Source organism: Shewanella spartinae, assembly GCF_019457555.1.
Lineage (GTDB): Bacteria > Pseudomonadota > Gammaproteobacteria > Enterobacterales > Shewanellaceae > Shewanella > Shewanella loihica.
The window spans coordinates 3091508-3109210 of sequence record NZ_CP080418.1 but is presented as its reverse complement, the minus strand read 5'-3'; the positions used below and the strand labels follow the sequence as shown (position 1 = coordinate 3109210).

Here is a 17703-nt window from a genome sequence, read left to right as displayed (position 1 = left end):
TCGCCAGGGGCCAAGCCCCTGGCACTCACCGCCGAGACACCCAGGCAGAGCCGTTTAAAGGAGTAGGGTTGTGAAAGATACCATTTTAACTGTCGATCAGATCTCGCTCGCATTTGGTGGGGTAAAGGCCCTGACCGATGTGAGCTTTGAGGTCGAGCGCGGCGCCGTGTTTTCGATTATCGGTCCCAACGGGGCGGGCAAGACCTCGATGCTCAACAGCATCTCGGGTCGCTACCGTCCGCAGAAGGGGACAATTCATTTCGATAATCAGGATGTCACCCATCTCAGACCCAATGCCCGTGCCGATCTCGGCATAGGCCGTACCTTTCAAAACCTGGCCCTGTTTGGCCACATGTCGGTGCTGGACAACATCATGGTGGGTCGTCATCACCTGATGAAAAACAACTGGCTCACCGGCCCCCTGTACTGGGCCTCTCCGGCGCAGAAAGAGGAGCTGGCCCATCGCCGTCAGGTGGAGGAGATCATCGACTTTCTCGACATCTCCCATGTGCGTAAATCCATCGCCGGCACCCTCTCTTACGGCCTGCGCAAGCGGGTCGAGTTGGCCCGCGCCATGGCGCTCAACCCTAAGCTTATTCTGCTCGACGAGCCGATGGCGGGGATGAACCTGGAGGAGAAGGAGGATATGGCCCGCTATATCCTGGATCTCAACGAAGAGTTCGGCATTACCGTGGTGATGATTGAACACGACATGGGGGTGGTGATGGATATCTCCCATGAGGTGATGGTGCTCGATTTCGGTAAGAAATTGATCTCAGGCCTGCCCGAAGCGGTGATGGCCGACGAGCACGTGAGACAGGCCTATCTTGGCCTAGAAGATGACGAGCAATTACAAGAGGTTGGCTAATGACTCAGGTAAATAATGCGTCGATGGCGCGGGCCTTCGACATGGGCTCACTCGATACCTTTCCCAAGATCCTGCGCCACAATGCGGCCAACTGGGGTAAAGAGATTGCCATGCGCGAGAAGGAGTTCGGCATCTGGACCGAATTCAGCTGGCAAGATTATCACAACCGGGTGAAGTGGATGGCGCTGGCCTTCGACCACCTGGGCATCAAATCACACAGCACCATAGCCCTGCTGGGCGAGAACCGTCCCGAGTGGGTCTGGGGCGAAGTGGCAGCCCATGCGCTGGCCTGTTTTTCCTTGGGGATCTATCAAGACTCGCTGCACGAAGAGGTGGCCTATCTGCTCAATCGCAGCGAGGCCCTGGTGATCGTCGCTGAAGATGAAGAGCAGTGCGACAAGCTGCTGGAGCTAGGCGACAGCATCCCTTCGGTGAAATATATCGTCTATTGTGACCCTCGCGGCATGCGCAAGTATGACGACCCACGTCTTATCAGCGTCGAGGAGATCTATCGTCTCGGCCAGGAGGTGGATAACACCCAGCCGCGCCACTACGACAACCTGGTGGATGCGGGCAAGGCCGAGAACATCGCCATCTACTGTACCACCTCGGGTACCACCTCTAAGCCTAAGATTGTCTTGCTGCAGGGCAGCAAGTTTATCGACCATTGCTGCTCTTATCTCAGAGCCGATCCCCGCGCGCCGGGGGACAACTATGTCTCCGTGTTGCCGCTGCCTTGGATCATGGAGCAGGTCTACGCCGTGGGCCAGGCGCTCATCGCCCGTCAGATCGTCAACTTCGTCGAAGAGCAGGAAACCATGATGGCGGATCTGCGCGAGATAGGCCCAAGCTTCGTGTTGCTGGCCCCGAGAGTATGGGAAGGGATCCTCGCCGATGTGAAGGCGCGCATGATGGACTCGACCCCGCTCAAGCAGAAGCTGTTCGACTTTGCCATGAAGCGCGCCGAGCAGCGCCTAGCCGAGGGCAGACGCTCTAAGCTGGCCGACATCATCTTGATGAAGGCGCTGCGCGACCGCCTAGGGTTTTCCTTCCTCAAGTCGGCGGCCACCGGCGGCGCGGCCATGGGGCCGGATACCTTCAAGTTCTTCCAAGCGATAGGCGTGCCGCTGCGTCAGCTCTATGGCCAGACCGAGATGTGCGGCGCCTACACCATACATGACGAACATGACGTGGACTACGACACTGTCGGTGTGGCCTTCGATACCGCCGAGCTTAAGGTGATCAACACAGACAGCGAAGGGGTGGGCGAGGTGATCGCCAGAACCGTGGGCATGTTCAACGGCTATCTGGGCGATCAGGCGGCCTATGATGAAGATGTCAAAGATGGCTGGATGCACACGGGGGATGCCGGTTACTTCAAGCCCTCGGGTCACCTGGTGGTGATCGACCGCATCAAAGATCTGGCCAAAACCAGCCAGGGCATTCAGTACTCGCCGCAATATATCGAGAACAAGCTTAAGTTCTCCTCCTTCATCGGTGAGGCGGTGATCTTAGGTAAGGACAAGCCCTATCTGTCGGCCATCCTCTGTATCCGTTTCAGTATCGTCTCCAAGTGGGCCGAGCAGCAGGGACTGGCCTTCACCAACTACACCAACCTGTCTAGCCTGCCCGAGGTGTATCAGCAGCTACAGGTCGAGGTGGAGCGGGTGAACGAGACACTGCCAGATGCGCAGAAGATCAACAAGTTTATCTTACTTTACAAGGAGCTGGACGCCGATGACGGCGAGCTGACCCGTACCCGTAAGGTGAGACGTGGGGTGATAGCCGACAAGTATGGCGAGATCATCGAGGCCATCTATGGCGACCAGTCCCATGTGGATATCGACACAGTGATCACCTTCCAGGATGGCACTAAGTCGCGCATCCAAACTCAAGTCAAGGTGGCGACCGTGATCGCCCCGCGTCAGTCCATTGAGGGCGAGGCGAGTCAAAGGAGAGCATCATGAATTTTGAACTCTTAATTCAATTAATTATCAACGGCCTGATCGTCGGCCTGCTGTATGGCGTGGTGGGCATGTGTTTCGTGCTGGTGTACAAGTCGACCCAGATCGTTAACTTTGCTCAGGGGGAGTTTCTGCTGGTGGGGGCTTGGGTCTGCTGGGCGTTTTTGACTTATTTCCAGCTGCCGTTTTTCGTCGGCTTCCTTTTCACCCTCTGTTTCATGGCGGTGTTTGGCGTGCTCTTACAGATGATAGTGCTGCGCCCCATGATAGGCGAGCCGATCATCTCGGTGATCATGGTAACTATTGGCCTGTCTATCTTCTTCCAGTCGCTGACCAAGTGGATCTTCGGCGTGTCGCCCCAGAGCTATCCTCAGGTGTTCGACACTCAGTCCATCGCCATCTTCGGCCTGAACATAGAGCTGGCTTATTTGATGAGTACTGTGATCGCGATACTCATCATGGCGGCCTTCTTCCTCTTCTTTAAGTACTCCAAGCACGGTCTGGCGATGCGCGCCACGGCGTTTGACCAGCAGGTGGCCCAGAGCCTGGGGATCTCGGTCAAGCAGGTGTTTGCCATGAGCTGGGGCATCGCCGCCACAGTATCGGCCACCGCAGGCGTGGTGATCGGCATGGTCAACGGTGTGTCTGATTCGCTCTCCACTATAGGCATCAAGGTGTTCCCCGCGGTGATCCTGGGCGGGCTGGACTCCATCGTCGGCGCCATCGTCGGCGGCGTGGTGATAGGCGTGCTGGAAAACATCGCCGAGTTCTTCGACAGCCAGTGGCTGCATATCGGCAACATGTACGACATCGCGCCTTTCTATGTCTTGCTGGTGATCCTCTGGTTCAAGCCCTACGGCCTGTTCGGCACCCGTGATATCGAGCGAATTTAAGGAGCATTGCCATGACACAGCTAATTGCGTTCGACCCTATTGCAGTTCAAGGAGTTTTCTATGTCTAGTTTAGCGATGCGCCCGTGCGGGGATTTTCGCACCAGCTATAAGGCTGACAACACGATTTTTGAAACCAAGACCATACGCCTGGTGACCTGTCTGGTGATCGCGCTGGCCTGCGCCGCGCCCCTGGTACTCGATGGCTATTTTCTGACCCTGTTTATTCAGATCTCATACTTAGGCATCGCCGCCCTGGGGCTGAATATCCTGGTGGGCTTTACCGGGCAGATATCCCTTGGCCACGGCGCCTTCTTCGGCTTCGGCGCCTTCGCCTCGGCCTGGCTCAACACCAGCTTTAACATCCCTGTGGTGTTTTGTATTCCGCTGGCGGGCTTTCTCACCATGGGCGTGGGCATGATGTTCGGCATGCCGGCGGCAAGGATCAAGGGGCTCTATTTGGCCATCGCTACCCTGGCGGCCCAGTTCATCATTCAAGATTTCTTCGGCCGCGCCGAGTGGTTTTCGGGTGGTTCGTCTGGGGCCATGGCGGCGCCCGTGAGCCTGTTCGGTTTCGACTTCGACACCGACATGAGCTTCTACTTCATCGCCCTGTTTGCCCTGGTGTTCATGTATATCTGGGGTTGCAACCTGATGCGTAGCCGTGACGGCCGTGCCTTCGTGGCGGTGCGTGACCATTATCTGTCGGCCGAGATCATGGGGGTCAAGCTCAACAAGTATCGTTTGTTGTCCTTCGGCATCTCCTCTTTCTACGCCGGCATAGGTGGCGCCCTGTATGCCCACTACCTGGGGTATGTCTCCTCCGAGGGCTTCACCATCTTAATGTCGATTCAGTTCCTGGCCATGGTGATCATCGGCGGTCTGGGCTCTATCAAGGGCACCCTGATGGGCGTGGTCTTCATGGTGCTGCTGCCCGAGGTGTTAGAGGGCATGGTGGGGCTGATGAAGTATACCGACTACGGCAACCTGCCTATGGTCACCGACGGCCTGGCCTACATCAAGGAGATGGCTATCGGCCTGGTGATTATCCTGTTCCTCATCTTCGAACCCGAGGGACTGGCCCATCGCTGGGGACAGATTAAGAACTATTGGAAGTGTTACCCCTTCGCCTATTAAGTCGAGGGCTAATGAAATTGATGTAAAACCGACACAGTTTGAATAGCAATGAGCGTTGATCCTGGCTGTAGCGCTGCGTTAACCGCATTCAATCTATCTGGATCATGTTGAAGGAAGATAACGATGACTAAAAAAATATTACTTAGCACCACGCTTGCTTGTTTCGCTTTCGCCTCGGGCGCTGCCCAGGCCGAAGACACGGTTTTTGTTGGCCATCTGGCCGACATGTCTGGTCCCACGGCCTTCGTGGGTAAGCCATACGCCGACGGTGTGCGTGATGCCCTGGCCTATATCAATGCCCATGGCGGCATCGACGGCACTAAGCTGGAATATGAGACCATAGACTATGCCTACAAGGTGCCTCAGGCGATCGCCTCATACAAGAAGTGGCTGTCGCGCAAGAACATGGTGGCCATGCAGGGTTGGGGCACGGCCGATACCGAGGCGCTGATCTCTTTTGCCGCCAAGGATAAGACGCCTATCTTCTCGGCCTCTTACTCTGGCCATTTGACCGACCCTCAGGGCAAGAACCCGAATACCACCAAGCCGGCGCCTTATAACTTCTTCTACGGCGCGTCTTACTCTGACGCCTGTCGCGGCCTGGTGCAGTGGGCGGCGGAAGATTGGAAGGCCAAGGGCGGACAGGGCAAGCCTAAGTTTACCCATATCGGCGCCAACCATCCTTTCCCTAACGCGCCTAAAGAGGCCTGCGCCGAGTACGCCACCGAGCTGGGTTTCGATGTGCAGCCATCCGTGGTGATCTCCATGAAGCCGGGTGACTTTAAGGCCCAGTGTTTGAGCCTCAAGAGCTCTGGCACCAACTATGGTTATATCGGCAACCTGGGGGGCTCGGTGCAGTCGCTGATCAAGTCTTGCGATACTGTCGGTACCGATATCCAGTTCATGTCTAACATCTGGGGCGGCGATAAGTTGGTGTTCAAGGCCGCCGGTGAAGGGGTGAAGAACTACATCTTCCCGACCATGACGCCGTTCTGGACCGACGATGTGCCGGGCATGAAACTGGTGCGCGAGATCTCTAAGATGTCTGACAGCACGGGTAAAGAGGAACGTCTGCACCACTATATTCGCGGCGTCTGCTCGACCTACTTCATGAAGGAGTCGATGGAGTGGGCCAAGGCGCACGGCGGCATCACAGGCGAGAACGTCAAGAAGGGCATGTATGTGCACAAAGACTGGGTGCCTAAGGGGCTAGAGGGCGTCTGCCTGGCCGCCACCTGGACGCCGGAAGATCACCGCGGTATCAACCAGGTCAACATCTACAAGGGTAACTTTAACCATGGTGACATCAAGGTCGAGAAGGTCAGTCAGGTGACCCTCGAGCGCCGCGTCGACTGGTTAGGCTACTAATCTCTTTTCCCTGCGCCGGGTAAGCCCGTCTTGCCCGGCCCGCTTCTTGACCTTGGAGTTGTTATGACACAAGCAGTGCAGTTAAAGCCCGAGACACCACTTCTCGCTATCAACAATATCGAAGTGGTCTATGACGATGTGATCCAGGTGCTACGCGGCGTGAGCATAGAGGTGCCACAGGGCGAGATAGTGACCCTGCTGGGGCCCAACGGCGCCGGTAAGTCCACCACCCTCAAAGCGATCTCTGGCTTGCTAAAGACAGAAAATGGCGAGGTGTCCCGCGGTGACATCCACTTCATGGGCGAGCGTATCGATGTGAAGAACGCCGACGACGTGGTGCGCTCCGGCCTGTTTCAGGTGATGGAAGGGCGCCGCATCGTCGAGGATATGACGGTGATCGAAAACCTGAAATTAGGGGCCTACACCCGCCGAGACGGTCAGGTGAATCAGGATATCGAGATGGTATTCAACTACTTCCCGCGCCTCAAGGAGCGTACCGGGCTGGCGGGCTATCTGTCGGGCGGTGAGCAGCAGATGTTGGCCATCGGCCGCGCCCTGATGGCCAGACCTAAGATGATCTGCCTGGATGAACCCTCAATGGGGCTATCGCCTCTGCTGGTAAAAGAGGTGTTTGGCATCATAGAGAAGATCAACCGCGAGCAGGGTATTACCATGCTGCTGGTGGAGCAGAATGCCAACTACGCCCTCAAGGCTGCCAACTATGGTTACATCATGGAGTCGGGCAAAATCGTACTCGACGGCACCAAGGCGCAGCTGCTCAACAACGAAGATGTGAAGGAGTTCTATCTGGGGGGCGGCAACGAAACCCGTAAGAGCTTCAAAAACTTAAAGTCGTACAAACGCCGTAAGCGTTGGCTGTAGGGAGGCAATATGGCCGATTATTTCAAACCCGAAGAGGCGCTTGCGCCCGAGCAGCGCGAGCAGCAGCTGATGGCGGCGCTGCCCGAGCAGCTCAGCTATGCCAAGGCAAACTGCCGCTATTACGCCGAGCTATTGACCGATATCGAGGTGAGCAGCATCGATAGCCGTGAGGCGCTGGCGACCCTGCCCATCACCCACAAGGCAGACCTTATCGCCCTGCAGGCCAAGCAGCCGCCCTTTGCCGGCATGACGCCAAGCAAGCCCAGCGGGCGCATCTTTCAGTCACCCGGGCCCATCTATGATCCCGAGTGTGACGGTCATGACTGGTGGCGCATGGGCCAGGCCTTCTTCGCCGCCGGATTTCGAGCAGGCGACCTGGTGCAGAACTGCCTGGCTTATCATCTGACGCCCGGCGGCTTCATCATGGACTCGGGCGCCAGGGCCTGTGACTGCACCGTTATCCCGGCAGGGCCTGGGCAGAGCGAGATGCAGCTGGACCTTATTGCCTCGCTTAAACCAAATGGCTACAGCGGCACCCCCTCGTTTCTCAATATCTTGCTGGAGAAGGGCAAGGCCCTGAGTAAGGACACAAGCTCGATCACCAAGGCGCTGGTGTCGGGCGAGGCGTTAACCCCCTCCCTCAAGGCCAGCTTCGAGGCGGCGGATATCGACGTCAAGCAGGCCTATGTTACCGCCGATATCGGCCTTATCGCCTTCGAGAGCGTTTCGGGTGAAGGCCTGGTGGTCGCCGAAGACATCATTGTCGAGATAGTGCGGCCCGGCACCTTAACCCCAGTGCCCGAAGGCGAGGTGGGGGAGGTGGTTGTCACCAGCTTTAACCGTGATTATCCCCTGGTGCGCTTCGCCACCGGCGACCTGTCGGCCATCATGCGGGGCACGAGTTCTTGCGGTCGCACCAATGTGCGTATCAAGGGCTGGCTGGGCCGCGCCGATCAGACCACTAAGGTGAAGGGGCTGTTTGTCCATCCCGAGCAGGTGGAGCGGATTCGCTGCCGCCATCCCGGTATCGCTAAGGTGCGCTTGGTGGTCACCCGCCAACAGGAAAACGATCTGATGCGTCTGCTGTGCGAGGTGGATGAGGCGATGCGGTCACAGCTGGATATCGCCGCGGTGCAGGCGTCGATCCGCGCCGAGACCCAATTGTCGGGGGAGGTGGCCTTGGTGGCGCCTGGGGCCTTGGCGGATGATGGAGTGGTGATTGAGGATCAGAGATAATGGTCTAGGCATGGTCTAGGCATTGTCTAGCCTGACTTTGAGGGTAATGCCCGGCCTTGGATGAGGTTGGGCATTGTTGTTTTTAATGGTTTCTGTTGTTTAACTATTAATCTTCTACCGGAGTTTTTGTTGGAAAGATATTTGAAGGTCGCACCTTCATGGCTGCCTATCACCTGCGGTGAGCTTATGTGCAGATACGCCTGTGAGACGCCGTGAATAAATCCCTTTAGGCTCTACCGAAACATCCCTGTTTCGGAAGCTCACCGGCGTATCTACACTCGGTATTCAACGTTTCTTCGATTTGGCGGTATTGGTGTGTTTAGGGCGTGAAAGCTGACTGATTTTTGCCCCAAAGCTTGTTAGGCAAGGGGTCGACGGAGTTGTAACGAATGGACTTTCTGGTCTGGTAATTTTCATCGCTACACCAGCGTAATGTAATTCACTACTGCCCAACCAAAAAAACTGGATAAATACACAGTCATATTTAAATCACAAGGATTTTGAACGATTTTCATCCTGTATTCGTGCGCATTTTCTCACTCCTACTTAATCAAATGCCATTAAAATTAATCACTTAAACTATTCGTTAAGTAGATAATAGGTTTGGAAAACGCGCATGCGCGTTTTTCCAGATGGTATATTTAGCAAAATGCTGATAAGTTCATTGTATACAGATAGTTAACTGTGCGCGTTTTCACTGGTGCAACGAGGTAAACGCGCATGCGCACTAATAAAATGTTATGTCATGAGGATATCGTGAAATTTATTATATTAGTTATGCTTTTAGTTTCTTCTGCTGTTTATGCAGTGGAAATACCGAAAAATGGAAAGTTAAACTATTTAGGCAATGGTTGGGAGTGCAAAAAAGGCTTTTACAAGTCTGGCGGGCAATGCCATGCAGTTAAAATTCCTCAGAATGCAAAGCTAAATTACTTGGGCAATGGCTGGGAGTGCCAAAAAGGCTTTTACAAGTCTGGCGGGCAATGCCATGCAGTTAAAATTCCTCAGAATGCAAAGCTAAATTACTTGGGCAATGGCTGGGAGTGCCAAAAAGGCTTTTACAAGTCTGGCGGGCAATGCCATGCAGTTAAAATTCCTCAGAATGCAAAGCTAAATTACTTGGGTAATGGCTGGGAGTGCAAAAAAGGCTTTTACAAGTCTGGTGCGCAATGCCATGCAGTTAAAATTCCTCAGAATGCAAAGTTAAATTACATGGGCAATGGCTGGGAGTGCCTGCCAGGGTATAAAAAGTCCTCCTCCTCTTGTATTGCTATGACAGCATCAGAAATACAAAGGCAGAAAGAAAGGGTGGCAGCAATTGCCTTAGAATTACAAAAGAGACGAGCTCAAGGGGTTAGCGGTGATGATTGCGAAACCGAATACAAAACAAATGCTGAAGTCTGCGTAGAAATCACTGGTGGCGACATTGATTGCAATGAAAATTATAGTGGTAATTATTATAACGATTGTGACGTTTCACTAAGCTATGACGTTAATACAGACTATAGCGGAGGTGCCTATTTAGATGTCAAAGTTGAATGTACAGTAGAAATTGAATATAAAGGCCGGAATACCTATTCAACACAATCTGATTCAAGTAGCGACGATGAATCTCATAGCTTATATGCACACGGCAGTGATAGTGAAACATTAAACTTCAATTTTTCTTTTAGCTCGTATCAAGAAATAATTAGCGCCAAAATTAGTGGTGCAGACTGTTAGCGCCAAAATTAGTGGTGCAGACTGTGAAATTGATAGTGTGGATATGTACTAGACATAACAAGGCGCTGCTGTCGGACAAATTTTACGCTGCGCTTCAAATTTGCCGCAGAGCGCGGCGTTACTATTGAGATTTTTGCATCATGTCAATGTCTACGGTGTGATGAGGACTAGTGTTAAAAATCAGCGGATTATCAAGGAGTGATATCTATGTTTGAAGAAAGGGTTGCAGAGAGTACGTTTTGGGTGGTCATGTTTTGGATCACAGCAGCTTATCTGTTAATTCCTTTTCCCTTTAAGGTTGGCGCGCTGGTGATGGGAAAGGATAAACGCCCCGTGGCTGCAGTCATCGAAGAGCAAGCCAATGCGATATTTCATTTTTTAGGGCTTATCGCATTTTGGGGATATGTTTATGCTGACAATCGTGTGGCGAATCCTATGCTTTGGTATGCCTGGTTAGTCATTGCCATTCTCTGGTCTGTCATCGCGCTATTTAAATCGGCAAAGGTCGATTATGCCGTGAGTCAAATAGGCCCTAAAGTCACTAAGATACTTTGCTTGGTAGGGATGCTGCTCTTTTTGCCTATGTATATCGCCGTGTTTGAATATGCGGCCATTTCCTAGAGTCTCGCTGAGTGGCTCAACAATATAAATAGATAATGGAAATGGACAATTGTCAGGGCTGATGATGGAGGGAACCTAATAATGTTAAGCGCGTCAGTAAAATCAAAAATACCTCTGCTGTTTCTTGTTTGTGTCTCTGTCTGGTGGGCGTTTTATTACCAGAGTAATGGCCCGTTCAATGATTATGGCAGGGCTAACTTTGAATGGCTTTATCTGCTTGATGCCTTAGTGGTCGCGCCGCTGTTGTGTTTCTTCTGTATTAAGGAGAAGAAGGATGCGCTCATTAAGGCGCTGGCGCTTATCTGTCTCGGGGTCTTGTTTGGCAGTTTTATTGTGCCTGAGCAGAACAAGTTTATCTGGCACCACCTGGAGCAGGGGCGTTATCTGATCGTCGCCGTGATGGTGCTTTTTGAGGTGGTGGCGATAGCCAGTGTTATCTTAGCCATCCGTTCGGCGCTCGCGCAGGGCAGAGATCCTGATCTGGCGATCGATGAGCCAATAACAAAATTGCTCGGAGGCGGCGCTATTGCCTCTTTATTACGTTTCGAGACCCGTATCTGGACCTACGCCCTGTTTGCCTCTCGCATCGACACGCAGCAGTTTAACGGCGCGAAGCACTTTAGTTATCATCAAAAGGATGGTGCTCAGAGCAACCTGCTGGGTTTTATCTTAGTGATTGCCTTTGAGGCGCCACTGATGCACCTCCTGCTGCATTACCTCTGGTCGCCCATGGCGGCCAATGTTATTAGCCTACTGACGCTGTTGAGTTTAGTCTTCTTTGTTGCCGAATATCGCGCCCTGTCCAGACGGCCTATTTCACTTAGCCAAAATGATCTCGTGGTCCGCTACGGTCTCTATTCGCCCTTGGTGATCCCCCTTGGTAATATATCGCGAGTGGTGCCAAACCAGGCCTTCGTTAAGCGATCCTCCCAGATTAAACGTTATAACTTTGCTGGCATTCCCAATGTTGAAATCAGCTTAAGTGAGCCAATCGGTCAGCTAGAAAAGGTGTATCTCGGCGTGGATGACCCAGGAGCGTTTATTCGGGCTATTCGGTCCAAGCTCGATAAAGGCTGCTGAAAAAGCCAAAAGAGCATGGCAATAGGCAGGAGAAAGGGAAATAGAAAAGGGAATTAGACAAGGGAAATAGAAAAGGGAATTGGTAAAGGGAGATAGTGTGTCAGTCGATTATTCGAAGTGTACCTTGGATGAGCTGCTTGATGTTAACGACAACATAGATAAAGCGCAGTACCCAGAAAGGTATCAACAACTCACAGATGAGATAAAGCGTAGAAGGGCCGCCGGCGAGGTTGCCACTAGCAGGCAAAGGCCGCCAGATTGGCTTTATGATGATGAGGACGATGTTTTTATTGAGTTCCCATCGGATGGTCCCAAGGGCTCCAGATACTTGTTTATCTTTTTATTTTTCATGGTTAACCTCGTCGTTTTCGCCTATGTGTTGCCTAAATATCATGTGGCCGATTTGGCAGACGTGCATGAGTATTCGACCACTATCGATGCTATCCAGTGCCGTAGTAGCGAGGTTATCGATGAGGAGACGGGGGGGACTTTTTATGACCTGGAAATTACCTCTTTTCAGGATAACTTCTATGCCGTCAATATCGGTGCGAGCAAGTGTCATCGCCTAGCTCAAAGCCTTAAAGTGGGGGAGAAGATCGCCATCTGGCATGAAGCTGGACTGATACTTCAGCTGAAAGCCGCGAATAAGACTCTGCTTCCCTATAAATATATGAAGCCTAAGGTACGTCAGTTTCAAACCAGTTATCTAATCTACTTCTGGTTTGGCTTGCTTATCTTTTGGAGCGGGCTGTTTAAATCTCTGGTCAATGCCATGGCGCCAGGCACCTTTAAGGTGCGAGAAGACGTGCCCGAGGTCAGTCGTTAATATCTAAAACTCTTGGTTATTTTTTTCATAGATAATAAAAACGCCCGGCAGTTACCGGGCGTTTTCTTGTAAGCAGCTAATTTGAAAAGTTAGCTTGCGCTTATTACTTGGCAGACTTGATGAAGTCGACGATCTCCTCGAATGGGATCTCTTGTTTCTCGCCGGTACGACGGTTCTTGTACTCGAACACGCCGTTGTCTATGTTGCGCTCGCCAATCACGATAACGTGCGGCAGACCTATCAGTTCCATGTCGGCAAACATCACGCCTGGACGCTCTTTACGGTCGTCGAACAGGACTTCGATGCCGGCATCACAAAGATCGCTGTAGAGCTTCTCGGCCATATCTTTGATGCGATGTGACTTGTGCATGTTCATCGGCAGGATACCTACCTTGAACGGTGCAATGGCGGCTGGCCAGATGATGCCACGATCGTCGTGGTTCTGCTCGATGGCTGCGGCCACGATACGGCTTACGCCAACACCGTAACAACCCATCAGCAGTGTCTGTGCCTTGCCGTTCTCGTCCAGTACGCTGGCGCCCATGGCTTTCGAGTAGTTGGTGCCCAGCTGGAAGATGTGACCCACTTCGATGCCGCGTAGCAGGCCGATGGTGCCCTTGCCACATGGGCTAGGCTCACCTTCGATAACGTTACGCAGGTCGGCAACCTCTGCCTGTGGCAGGTCGCGTTCCCAGTTGATGCCCACATAGTGCTTACCGTCTTTGTTGGCACCGGCGGCAAAGTCGCTCATGACGTTGACGCTGTGATCCACATACACAGGGATGGTCATGCCAACAGGGCCGAGTGAGCCTGGGCCTGCACCCAGTGCGTCGCGGATCTCGGCTTCACCAGCCATCTCAAATGGTGCCAGTACGGCATCGAGCTTCTCGACTTTGACTTCGTTCAACTCGTGGTCGCCACGAACGATCACGGCTACCAGAGGTGCCTCTTCGCTGGCGCCCTTAACGATAATGGTCTTGATGGTCTTCTCGATGGCGATACCGTGCTGCTCAACCAACTCTTCGATGGTCTTGGCGTTTGGCGTGTCGATAACGCTCATTTCCATGGTGGCGGCGCCACGAGGCTCGGTAGGCATTGGCGCCTCGGCCTTCTCGATGTTGGCGGCGTAGTCGCTCTCGGTCGAGTAGGCGATCAGGTCTTCACCGCTGTTGGCCAGCACGTGGAATTCGTGTGACATGCTGCCACCGATAGAACCTGTGTCGGCCAATACCGGACGGAAGGCCAGACCCATACGGCCTAAGATGTTGCTGTAGGCGGTGTACATGGCCTGATAGGTATCATCCATGGTTTCCTGATCAAGATGGAAAGAGTAGGCATCTTTCATCAGGAACTCGCGTGAACGCATCACGCCGAAACGGGGACGTACCTCGTCGCGGAACTTGGTCTGGATTTGATACAGGTTCAGCGGCAGCTGCTTGTAAGAGCTAACCTCTTTACGAATGATGTCGGTGATCACCTCTTCGTGGGTTGGGCCCAGTACGAAGTCGCGGTTGTGTCTGTCTTGGAAACGTAGCAGCTCTGGGCCAAATTTCTCCCAACGGCCGGTTTCAACCCAAAGGTCTGCCGGTTGCACCATGGGCATCAAGATCTCAACAGCACCTGCATTGTTCATCTCTTCGCGAACGATCGCTTCGACCTTGCGCAGCACACGTAAGCCCGACGGCAACCAGCTGTATAGGCCAGAAGCGTTACGACGTATCATGCCGGCGCGCAGCATTAATTGATGACTGACCACCTCAGCGTTTGCTGGGGTCTCTTTTTGTGTTGAAAGCAGGTACTTGCTAACTCGCATTCCCAATATCCAGTTGTGTGATGAAATAGGTCGACATTTTAGCACCCTGACGTTTGATGTCACCTAGTTTGTTGGCCAGTAGCCGCGGGAGATTTATGTCGGTAAGCAGGCGGCTTCAGACCTCTGCTGTTTGCTTTTGTGGCAATGTGTTGACGATTCATACAGGGTAGGGCTAGCGTGGTGCAGTTCTTCTGCCCAAACGAGTGATAAGCCTTTAGAAAGAGCCGATAAAAGGGGGGGCAAGGGGCAGGTAACGCGCTCAGGATTATTGTGCGTTATCGCGTGCAGTTCGTGCGCAATTGACCTCACTCATTGCATCCTGTTGGCTATCGCACTATTCACAACATTAGCCACCTCACTACTTTCTTCACTGGCCACTTCATTGCTCGGCTCGTGAGCAAATCGCGCTGAGATTAAACAGAATTTAACCTTAAACATAAACAACCCCTAGTGATCAACAGGGATAAATCGCGTAAAGTATTGGGTTTTTCGTAATAAGCTACTGTCAGCTTAAAGGTAAACAGTTACATGGAAGTGATCGCACAGATCTATCCCGACCGTATCGTGGTGAGTCATGGCGAGCGGCAAACGGCCCTGTCGCCGAGTACGCCTTTTACCACCCGGCGTTTGCTGGTGGGCAATTTTTCCCCTGCCGAGCAGTGCCTCAAGCAAGGCCTGAAAGAGCTGGGCTGCATTGGTCTGTTTAAGCGGCCAACACTCATCATCCAACCTATGGCCATGTGTGAGGGCGGCCTGTCTGAGGTCGAGGAGCGCTGCCTGATGGAGCTTGGCCTGAGCGCCGGTGCCCGTGATGTCAGGATACAGCTAGCGTGAGCCTCGTCCGGCCTATGGCGCCGGAAAGAGCAGGCGCTAGTTACCTGTCATTAAGGCCAGCTATTTTAGGCCGTTATTTTAGGGCAGTTATTTAAGGACAGTTATTTAGGCCGTTGTATTAAGCGCGTTTATTTAAGGACAGTTATTTAAGGATAGCCATGAAAGCAAAATTTATTATCGTCATCGGACTGACCCTTGGGGCCTTGTTTGTGATGCCTAAGCTCGAGACCACCTATCAGAAGGCGACCCTGAGTAACGACAAGGGGGAGACGGTGCAGTGCGAGGTGAATTGGACCGGGCTTGGCTTTGGCGACAGCCTGTCAGACAGCAAGTATCAAGCCTGTATCGACGACTATATCGACCAGGGCTATGTGATCAGCCGCAACGAGAAGCGGGTAGAGAAGGTGGGCGCCCAGCTGCTGAGCCTCTGATATCAGCCTCTAAAATCAGCCTTTTAAATCAGCCTTTTAAATTGATGCTAGGCACCTGATGCCGGGCAAAAAAATGCCAGCCTATTTAGGGAACAGGCTGGCGAAGGGCTAGCTGGGATCGCTAGTTGCAGTTGATCGCCTCATACAGCTCCTGATACATCATCTCGCGCATCTTGAACTTCTGGATCTTACCGGTCACCGTCATGGGATACTGCTCGACGAACTTGATGTATCTCGGGACCTTAAAGTAGGCAAATTTCTCGGTGAGGAAGTGACGTATCTCCTCCTCGGTAACGCTGGCGCCTGGTTGCACCTTGATCCAGGCGCACACCTCTTCACCATATTTCTCGCTCTTCACACCGAAGATGGCGGCATCCTGCACGTCTGGGTGGGTGTAGAGCTTCTCTTCGATCTCTCTTGGGTAGATGTTTTCGCCGCCGCGGATGATCATATCCTTGATGCGGCCGACAATTTTTACATAGCCTTCGCTGTCCATCTCACCCAGATCGCCTGAGTGGAGCCAGCCTTCGCTGTCTATGGTGGCGGCGGTCTTCTCGGCGTCGTTCCAGTAGAACTGCATCACGCAGTACCCGCGGCTGCACACCTCACCGGGTTGGCCGACGGGGAGCACTTCGCCAAACTCATCGACTATCTTCACCTGGGTGTGGGCCAGGGCGCGGCCGACCGTGGTGACGCGTTTCTCCAGTGATGAGCCGATCTCCGTCATGTTGTTGATGGGGCTACATTCCGTCTGGCCATAGCCTATCAGCACCTCTTTCATGTACATGAGATCTTGCACCCTGCGCATCACCTCTTCGGGGCAGGTGGCGCCAGCCATCACGCCGGTGCGCAGCGAGCTGAGATCGAAGCGCTTAAATTCTGGATGCTCCAGCTGGGCGATAAACATGGTGGGAACCCCATGCAGCGCGGTGCAGCGCTCGGCCTCGACGACTTCTAGGGTGGTGAGGGGATCGAATGAGTCGCTTGGGTAGATGGCCGAGGCGCCCACAGAGATGCAGGAGAGGTTACCCAGCACCATGCCGAAGCAGTGATACAGGGGCACGGGAATACAGAGTCTATCTTCCAGCCCAAGGCGCATCGCCTTGGCGACCAGCAGGCCGTTGTTCAAGATGTTGTGATGGCTCAGGGTCGCGCCCTTGGGGCTGCCGGTAGTGCCCGAAGTAAACTGGATATTGATGGCATCGAAGGGGGAGAGCTGCGCGGCCGTATCTTTGAGCGCCTTGCGATCGCTCTCGGTGAGCGGACGCTTGAGATGGTTGAAGTTGAGCATGCCGGGCGAAGCTTCATCGCCCATGCGGATCACAAACTCCAGGCTCGGCAGGTTGGCTGATTCAAGCTGTCCCGGCAGGCACTGCTTTAGCTCCGGGGCCAGCTCGTAGAGCATAGAGAGGTAGTGGCTGGACTTAAATTTCTCGGCGCAGATGATGGCGCGGCAGCCCACGTTGTTGAGGGCATATTGCAGCTCCTCGGGGCGATAGGCCGGGTTGATGCACACCATGATGGCGCCTATCTTGGCGGTGGCAAACTGGGTCAGACACCACTCGATGTTATTGGGCGACCAGATACCGACGCGATCGCCGGGCTTGATGCCTATGGCCAGCAGGCCGGCGGCCAGTTCGTCGATGTGGGACTGATATTCCTGATAGCTCCAGCGGATCCCTTGATGATGCATGACGATGGCGAGTTGGTCGGGGTGGCTGGCGGCCATCTGATCCAGGTAGTCGCCTATGGTTTGTTCGATGAGCGGCGTGCTGGTGTCGCCGTCAAATTGGCTCAGTTGTAGGGGAAATTGGTTCTCAGTTGCAAATGTCGTTACAGCAGACATAGAGCCTCCGTGCATAGGGTGTGTCGATAGCGGTCTGAGGACACACTACTCAAAGTGTGAGGTTTCTCACAAGCAAAGAATGGCGTTTATAGACTAAAGAACTAAGTTGACAGTGGGGGATAGATAGAAAGGTGAAATTAGGTTTTTATTGAATAAAAACAATATGAAAAAGGAGGCTGCAGCCT

General features: G+C 53.3%; 15 protein-coding genes. 13 read left to right on the top strand and 2 right to left on the bottom strand.

Features of this window, described 5'->3' with window-relative positions; genetic code table 11:
* Nucleotides 1-70: 70 nt before the first annotated feature.
* From K0I31_RS13585 to K0I31_RS13535, 11 genes are all read left to right on the top strand, one after another.
* Complete coding sequence (locus tag K0I31_RS13585; protein ID WP_011866408.1) at nucleotides 71-868, top strand: ABC transporter ATP-binding protein; 798 nt, start codon at nucleotides 71-73, stop codon at nucleotides 866-868.
* Nucleotides 868-2835, top strand: coding sequence for a long-chain fatty acid--CoA ligase (locus tag K0I31_RS13580; RefSeq protein ID WP_220078728.1), 1968 nt, complete (start codon nucleotides 868-870; stop codon nucleotides 2833-2835). Before K0I31_RS13585 ends, K0I31_RS13580 begins: the two co-directional genes overlap by 1 nt.
* Nucleotides 2832-3725 carry a branched-chain amino acid ABC transporter permease gene (locus K0I31_RS13575; protein WP_011866406.1) on the top strand — a complete coding sequence of 298 codons (894 nt, stop codon included), beginning with the start codon at nucleotides 2832-2834 and terminating at the stop codon, nucleotides 3723-3725. Before K0I31_RS13580 ends, K0I31_RS13575 begins: the two co-directional genes overlap by 4 nt.
* Nucleotides 3726-3785: 60 nt before the next feature.
* On the top strand, nucleotides 3786-4859 hold the full coding sequence (locus K0I31_RS13570) for a branched-chain amino acid ABC transporter permease (protein ID WP_011866405.1): 1074 nt from the start codon (nucleotides 3786-3788) through the stop codon (nucleotides 4857-4859).
* 123 nt (nucleotides 4860-4982) lie between these two features.
* Nucleotides 4983-6227 carry an ABC transporter substrate-binding protein gene (locus K0I31_RS13565; protein WP_011866404.1) on the top strand — a complete coding sequence of 415 codons (1245 nt, stop codon included), beginning with the start codon at nucleotides 4983-4985 and terminating at the stop codon, nucleotides 6225-6227.
* A gap of 63 nt (nucleotides 6228-6290) precedes the next feature.
* Nucleotides 6291-7109 (top strand): ABC transporter ATP-binding protein, encoded by an 819-nt coding sequence (locus tag K0I31_RS13560; protein ID WP_011866403.1) that lies wholly within the window; start codon nucleotides 6291-6293, stop codon nucleotides 7107-7109.
* A 9-nt stretch (nucleotides 7110-7118) separates the two neighbouring features.
* Entirely contained in the window at nucleotides 7119-8345 is a 1227-nt protein-coding gene (locus tag K0I31_RS13555) for a phenylacetate--CoA ligase family protein (RefSeq protein ID WP_220078727.1), read from the top strand.
* A 720-nt stretch (nucleotides 8346-9065) separates the two neighbouring features.
* Nucleotides 9066-10067, top strand: coding sequence for a hypothetical protein (locus tag K0I31_RS13550; RefSeq protein ID WP_220078726.1), 1002 nt, complete (start codon nucleotides 9066-9068; stop codon nucleotides 10065-10067).
* 207 nt (nucleotides 10068-10274) lie between these two features.
* Nucleotides 10275-10688 (top strand): hypothetical protein, encoded by a 414-nt coding sequence (locus K0I31_RS13545; RefSeq protein ID WP_220078725.1) that lies wholly within the window; start codon nucleotides 10275-10277, stop codon nucleotides 10686-10688.
* Nucleotides 10689-10769: 81 nt separating this feature from the next.
* The gene (locus K0I31_RS13540) at nucleotides 10770-11768 is read left to right on the top strand and encodes a hypothetical protein (RefSeq protein ID WP_220078724.1); all 999 of its coding nucleotides are present in this window, start codon (nucleotides 10770-10772) and stop codon (nucleotides 11766-11768) included.
* A gap of 124 nt (nucleotides 11769-11892) precedes the next feature.
* A complete protein-coding gene (locus tag K0I31_RS13535) occupies nucleotides 11893-12594 on the top strand; it encodes a hypothetical protein (RefSeq protein WP_258406498.1) in 702 nt (233 codons plus the stop codon).
* Between the two features lie 103 nt (nucleotides 12595-12697).
* Here the strand turns inward: K0I31_RS13535 and K0I31_RS13530 are convergent, their stop codons facing one another.
* Complete coding sequence (locus tag K0I31_RS13530; protein ID WP_220078722.1) at nucleotides 12698-14407, bottom strand: proline--tRNA ligase; 1710 nt, start codon at nucleotides 14405-14407, stop codon at nucleotides 12698-12700.
* Nucleotides 14408-14935: 528 nt separating this feature from the next.
* On the opposite strand from K0I31_RS13530, the gene K0I31_RS13525 reads away from it, so the two are divergent.
* On the top strand, nucleotides 14936-15241 hold the full coding sequence (locus K0I31_RS13525; protein ID WP_220042920.1) for a hypothetical protein: 306 nt from the start codon (nucleotides 14936-14938) through the stop codon (nucleotides 15239-15241).
* Between the two features lie 158 nt (nucleotides 15242-15399).
* Nucleotides 15400-15672 (top strand): hypothetical protein, encoded by a 273-nt coding sequence (locus K0I31_RS13520; RefSeq protein WP_220078721.1) that lies wholly within the window; start codon nucleotides 15400-15402, stop codon nucleotides 15670-15672.
* Nucleotides 15673-15793: 121 nt separating this feature from the next.
* Here the strand turns inward: K0I31_RS13520 and K0I31_RS13515 are convergent, their stop codons facing one another.
* On the bottom strand, nucleotides 15794-17518 hold the full coding sequence (locus K0I31_RS13515) for an AMP-binding protein (RefSeq protein WP_011866390.1): 1725 nt from the start codon (nucleotides 17516-17518) through the stop codon (nucleotides 15794-15796).
* Nucleotides 17519-17703: the final 185 nt, after the last annotated feature.

Excerpts from the sequence above, each read along its gene's own strand:
- K0I31_RS13580 (WP_220078728.1), top strand. The coding sequence starts at position 868 with ATGACTCAGGTAAATAATGCGTCGATGGCGCGGGCCTTCGACATGGGC.
- K0I31_RS13575 (WP_011866406.1), top strand. The coding sequence starts at position 2,832 with ATGAATTTTGAACTCTTAATTCAATTAATTATCAACGGCCTGATCGTC.
- K0I31_RS13570 (WP_011866405.1), top strand. The coding sequence starts at position 3,786 with ATGTCTAGTTTAGCGATGCGCCCGTGCGGGGATTTTCGCACCAGCTAT.
- K0I31_RS13565 (WP_011866404.1), top strand. The coding sequence starts at position 4,983 with ATGACTAAAAAAATATTACTTAGCACCACGCTTGCTTGTTTCGCTTTC.
- K0I31_RS13560 (WP_011866403.1), top strand. The coding sequence starts at position 6,291 with ATGACACAAGCAGTGCAGTTAAAGCCCGAGACACCACTTCTCGCTATC.
- K0I31_RS13555 (WP_220078727.1), top strand. The coding sequence starts at position 7,119 with ATGGCCGATTATTTCAAACCCGAAGAGGCGCTTGCGCCCGAGCAGCGC.
- K0I31_RS13550 (WP_220078726.1), top strand. The coding sequence starts at position 9,066 with ATGCGCACTAATAAAATGTTATGTCATGAGGATATCGTGAAATTTATT.
- K0I31_RS13545 (WP_220078725.1), top strand. The coding sequence starts at position 10,275 with ATGTTTGAAGAAAGGGTTGCAGAGAGTACGTTTTGGGTGGTCATGTTT.
- K0I31_RS13540 (WP_220078724.1), top strand. The coding sequence starts at position 10,770 with ATGTTAAGCGCGTCAGTAAAATCAAAAATACCTCTGCTGTTTCTTGTT.
- K0I31_RS13530 (WP_220078722.1), bottom strand. The coding sequence starts at position 14,407 with ATGCGAGTTAGCAAGTACCTGCTTTCAACACAAAAAGAGACCCCAGCA.
- K0I31_RS13525 (WP_220042920.1), top strand. The coding sequence starts at position 14,936 with ATGGAAGTGATCGCACAGATCTATCCCGACCGTATCGTGGTGAGTCAT.
- K0I31_RS13520 (WP_220078721.1), top strand. The coding sequence starts at position 15,400 with ATGAAAGCAAAATTTATTATCGTCATCGGACTGACCCTTGGGGCCTTG.
- K0I31_RS13515 (WP_011866390.1), bottom strand. The coding sequence starts at position 17,518 with ATGTCTGCTGTAACGACATTTGCAACTGAGAACCAATTTCCCCTACAA.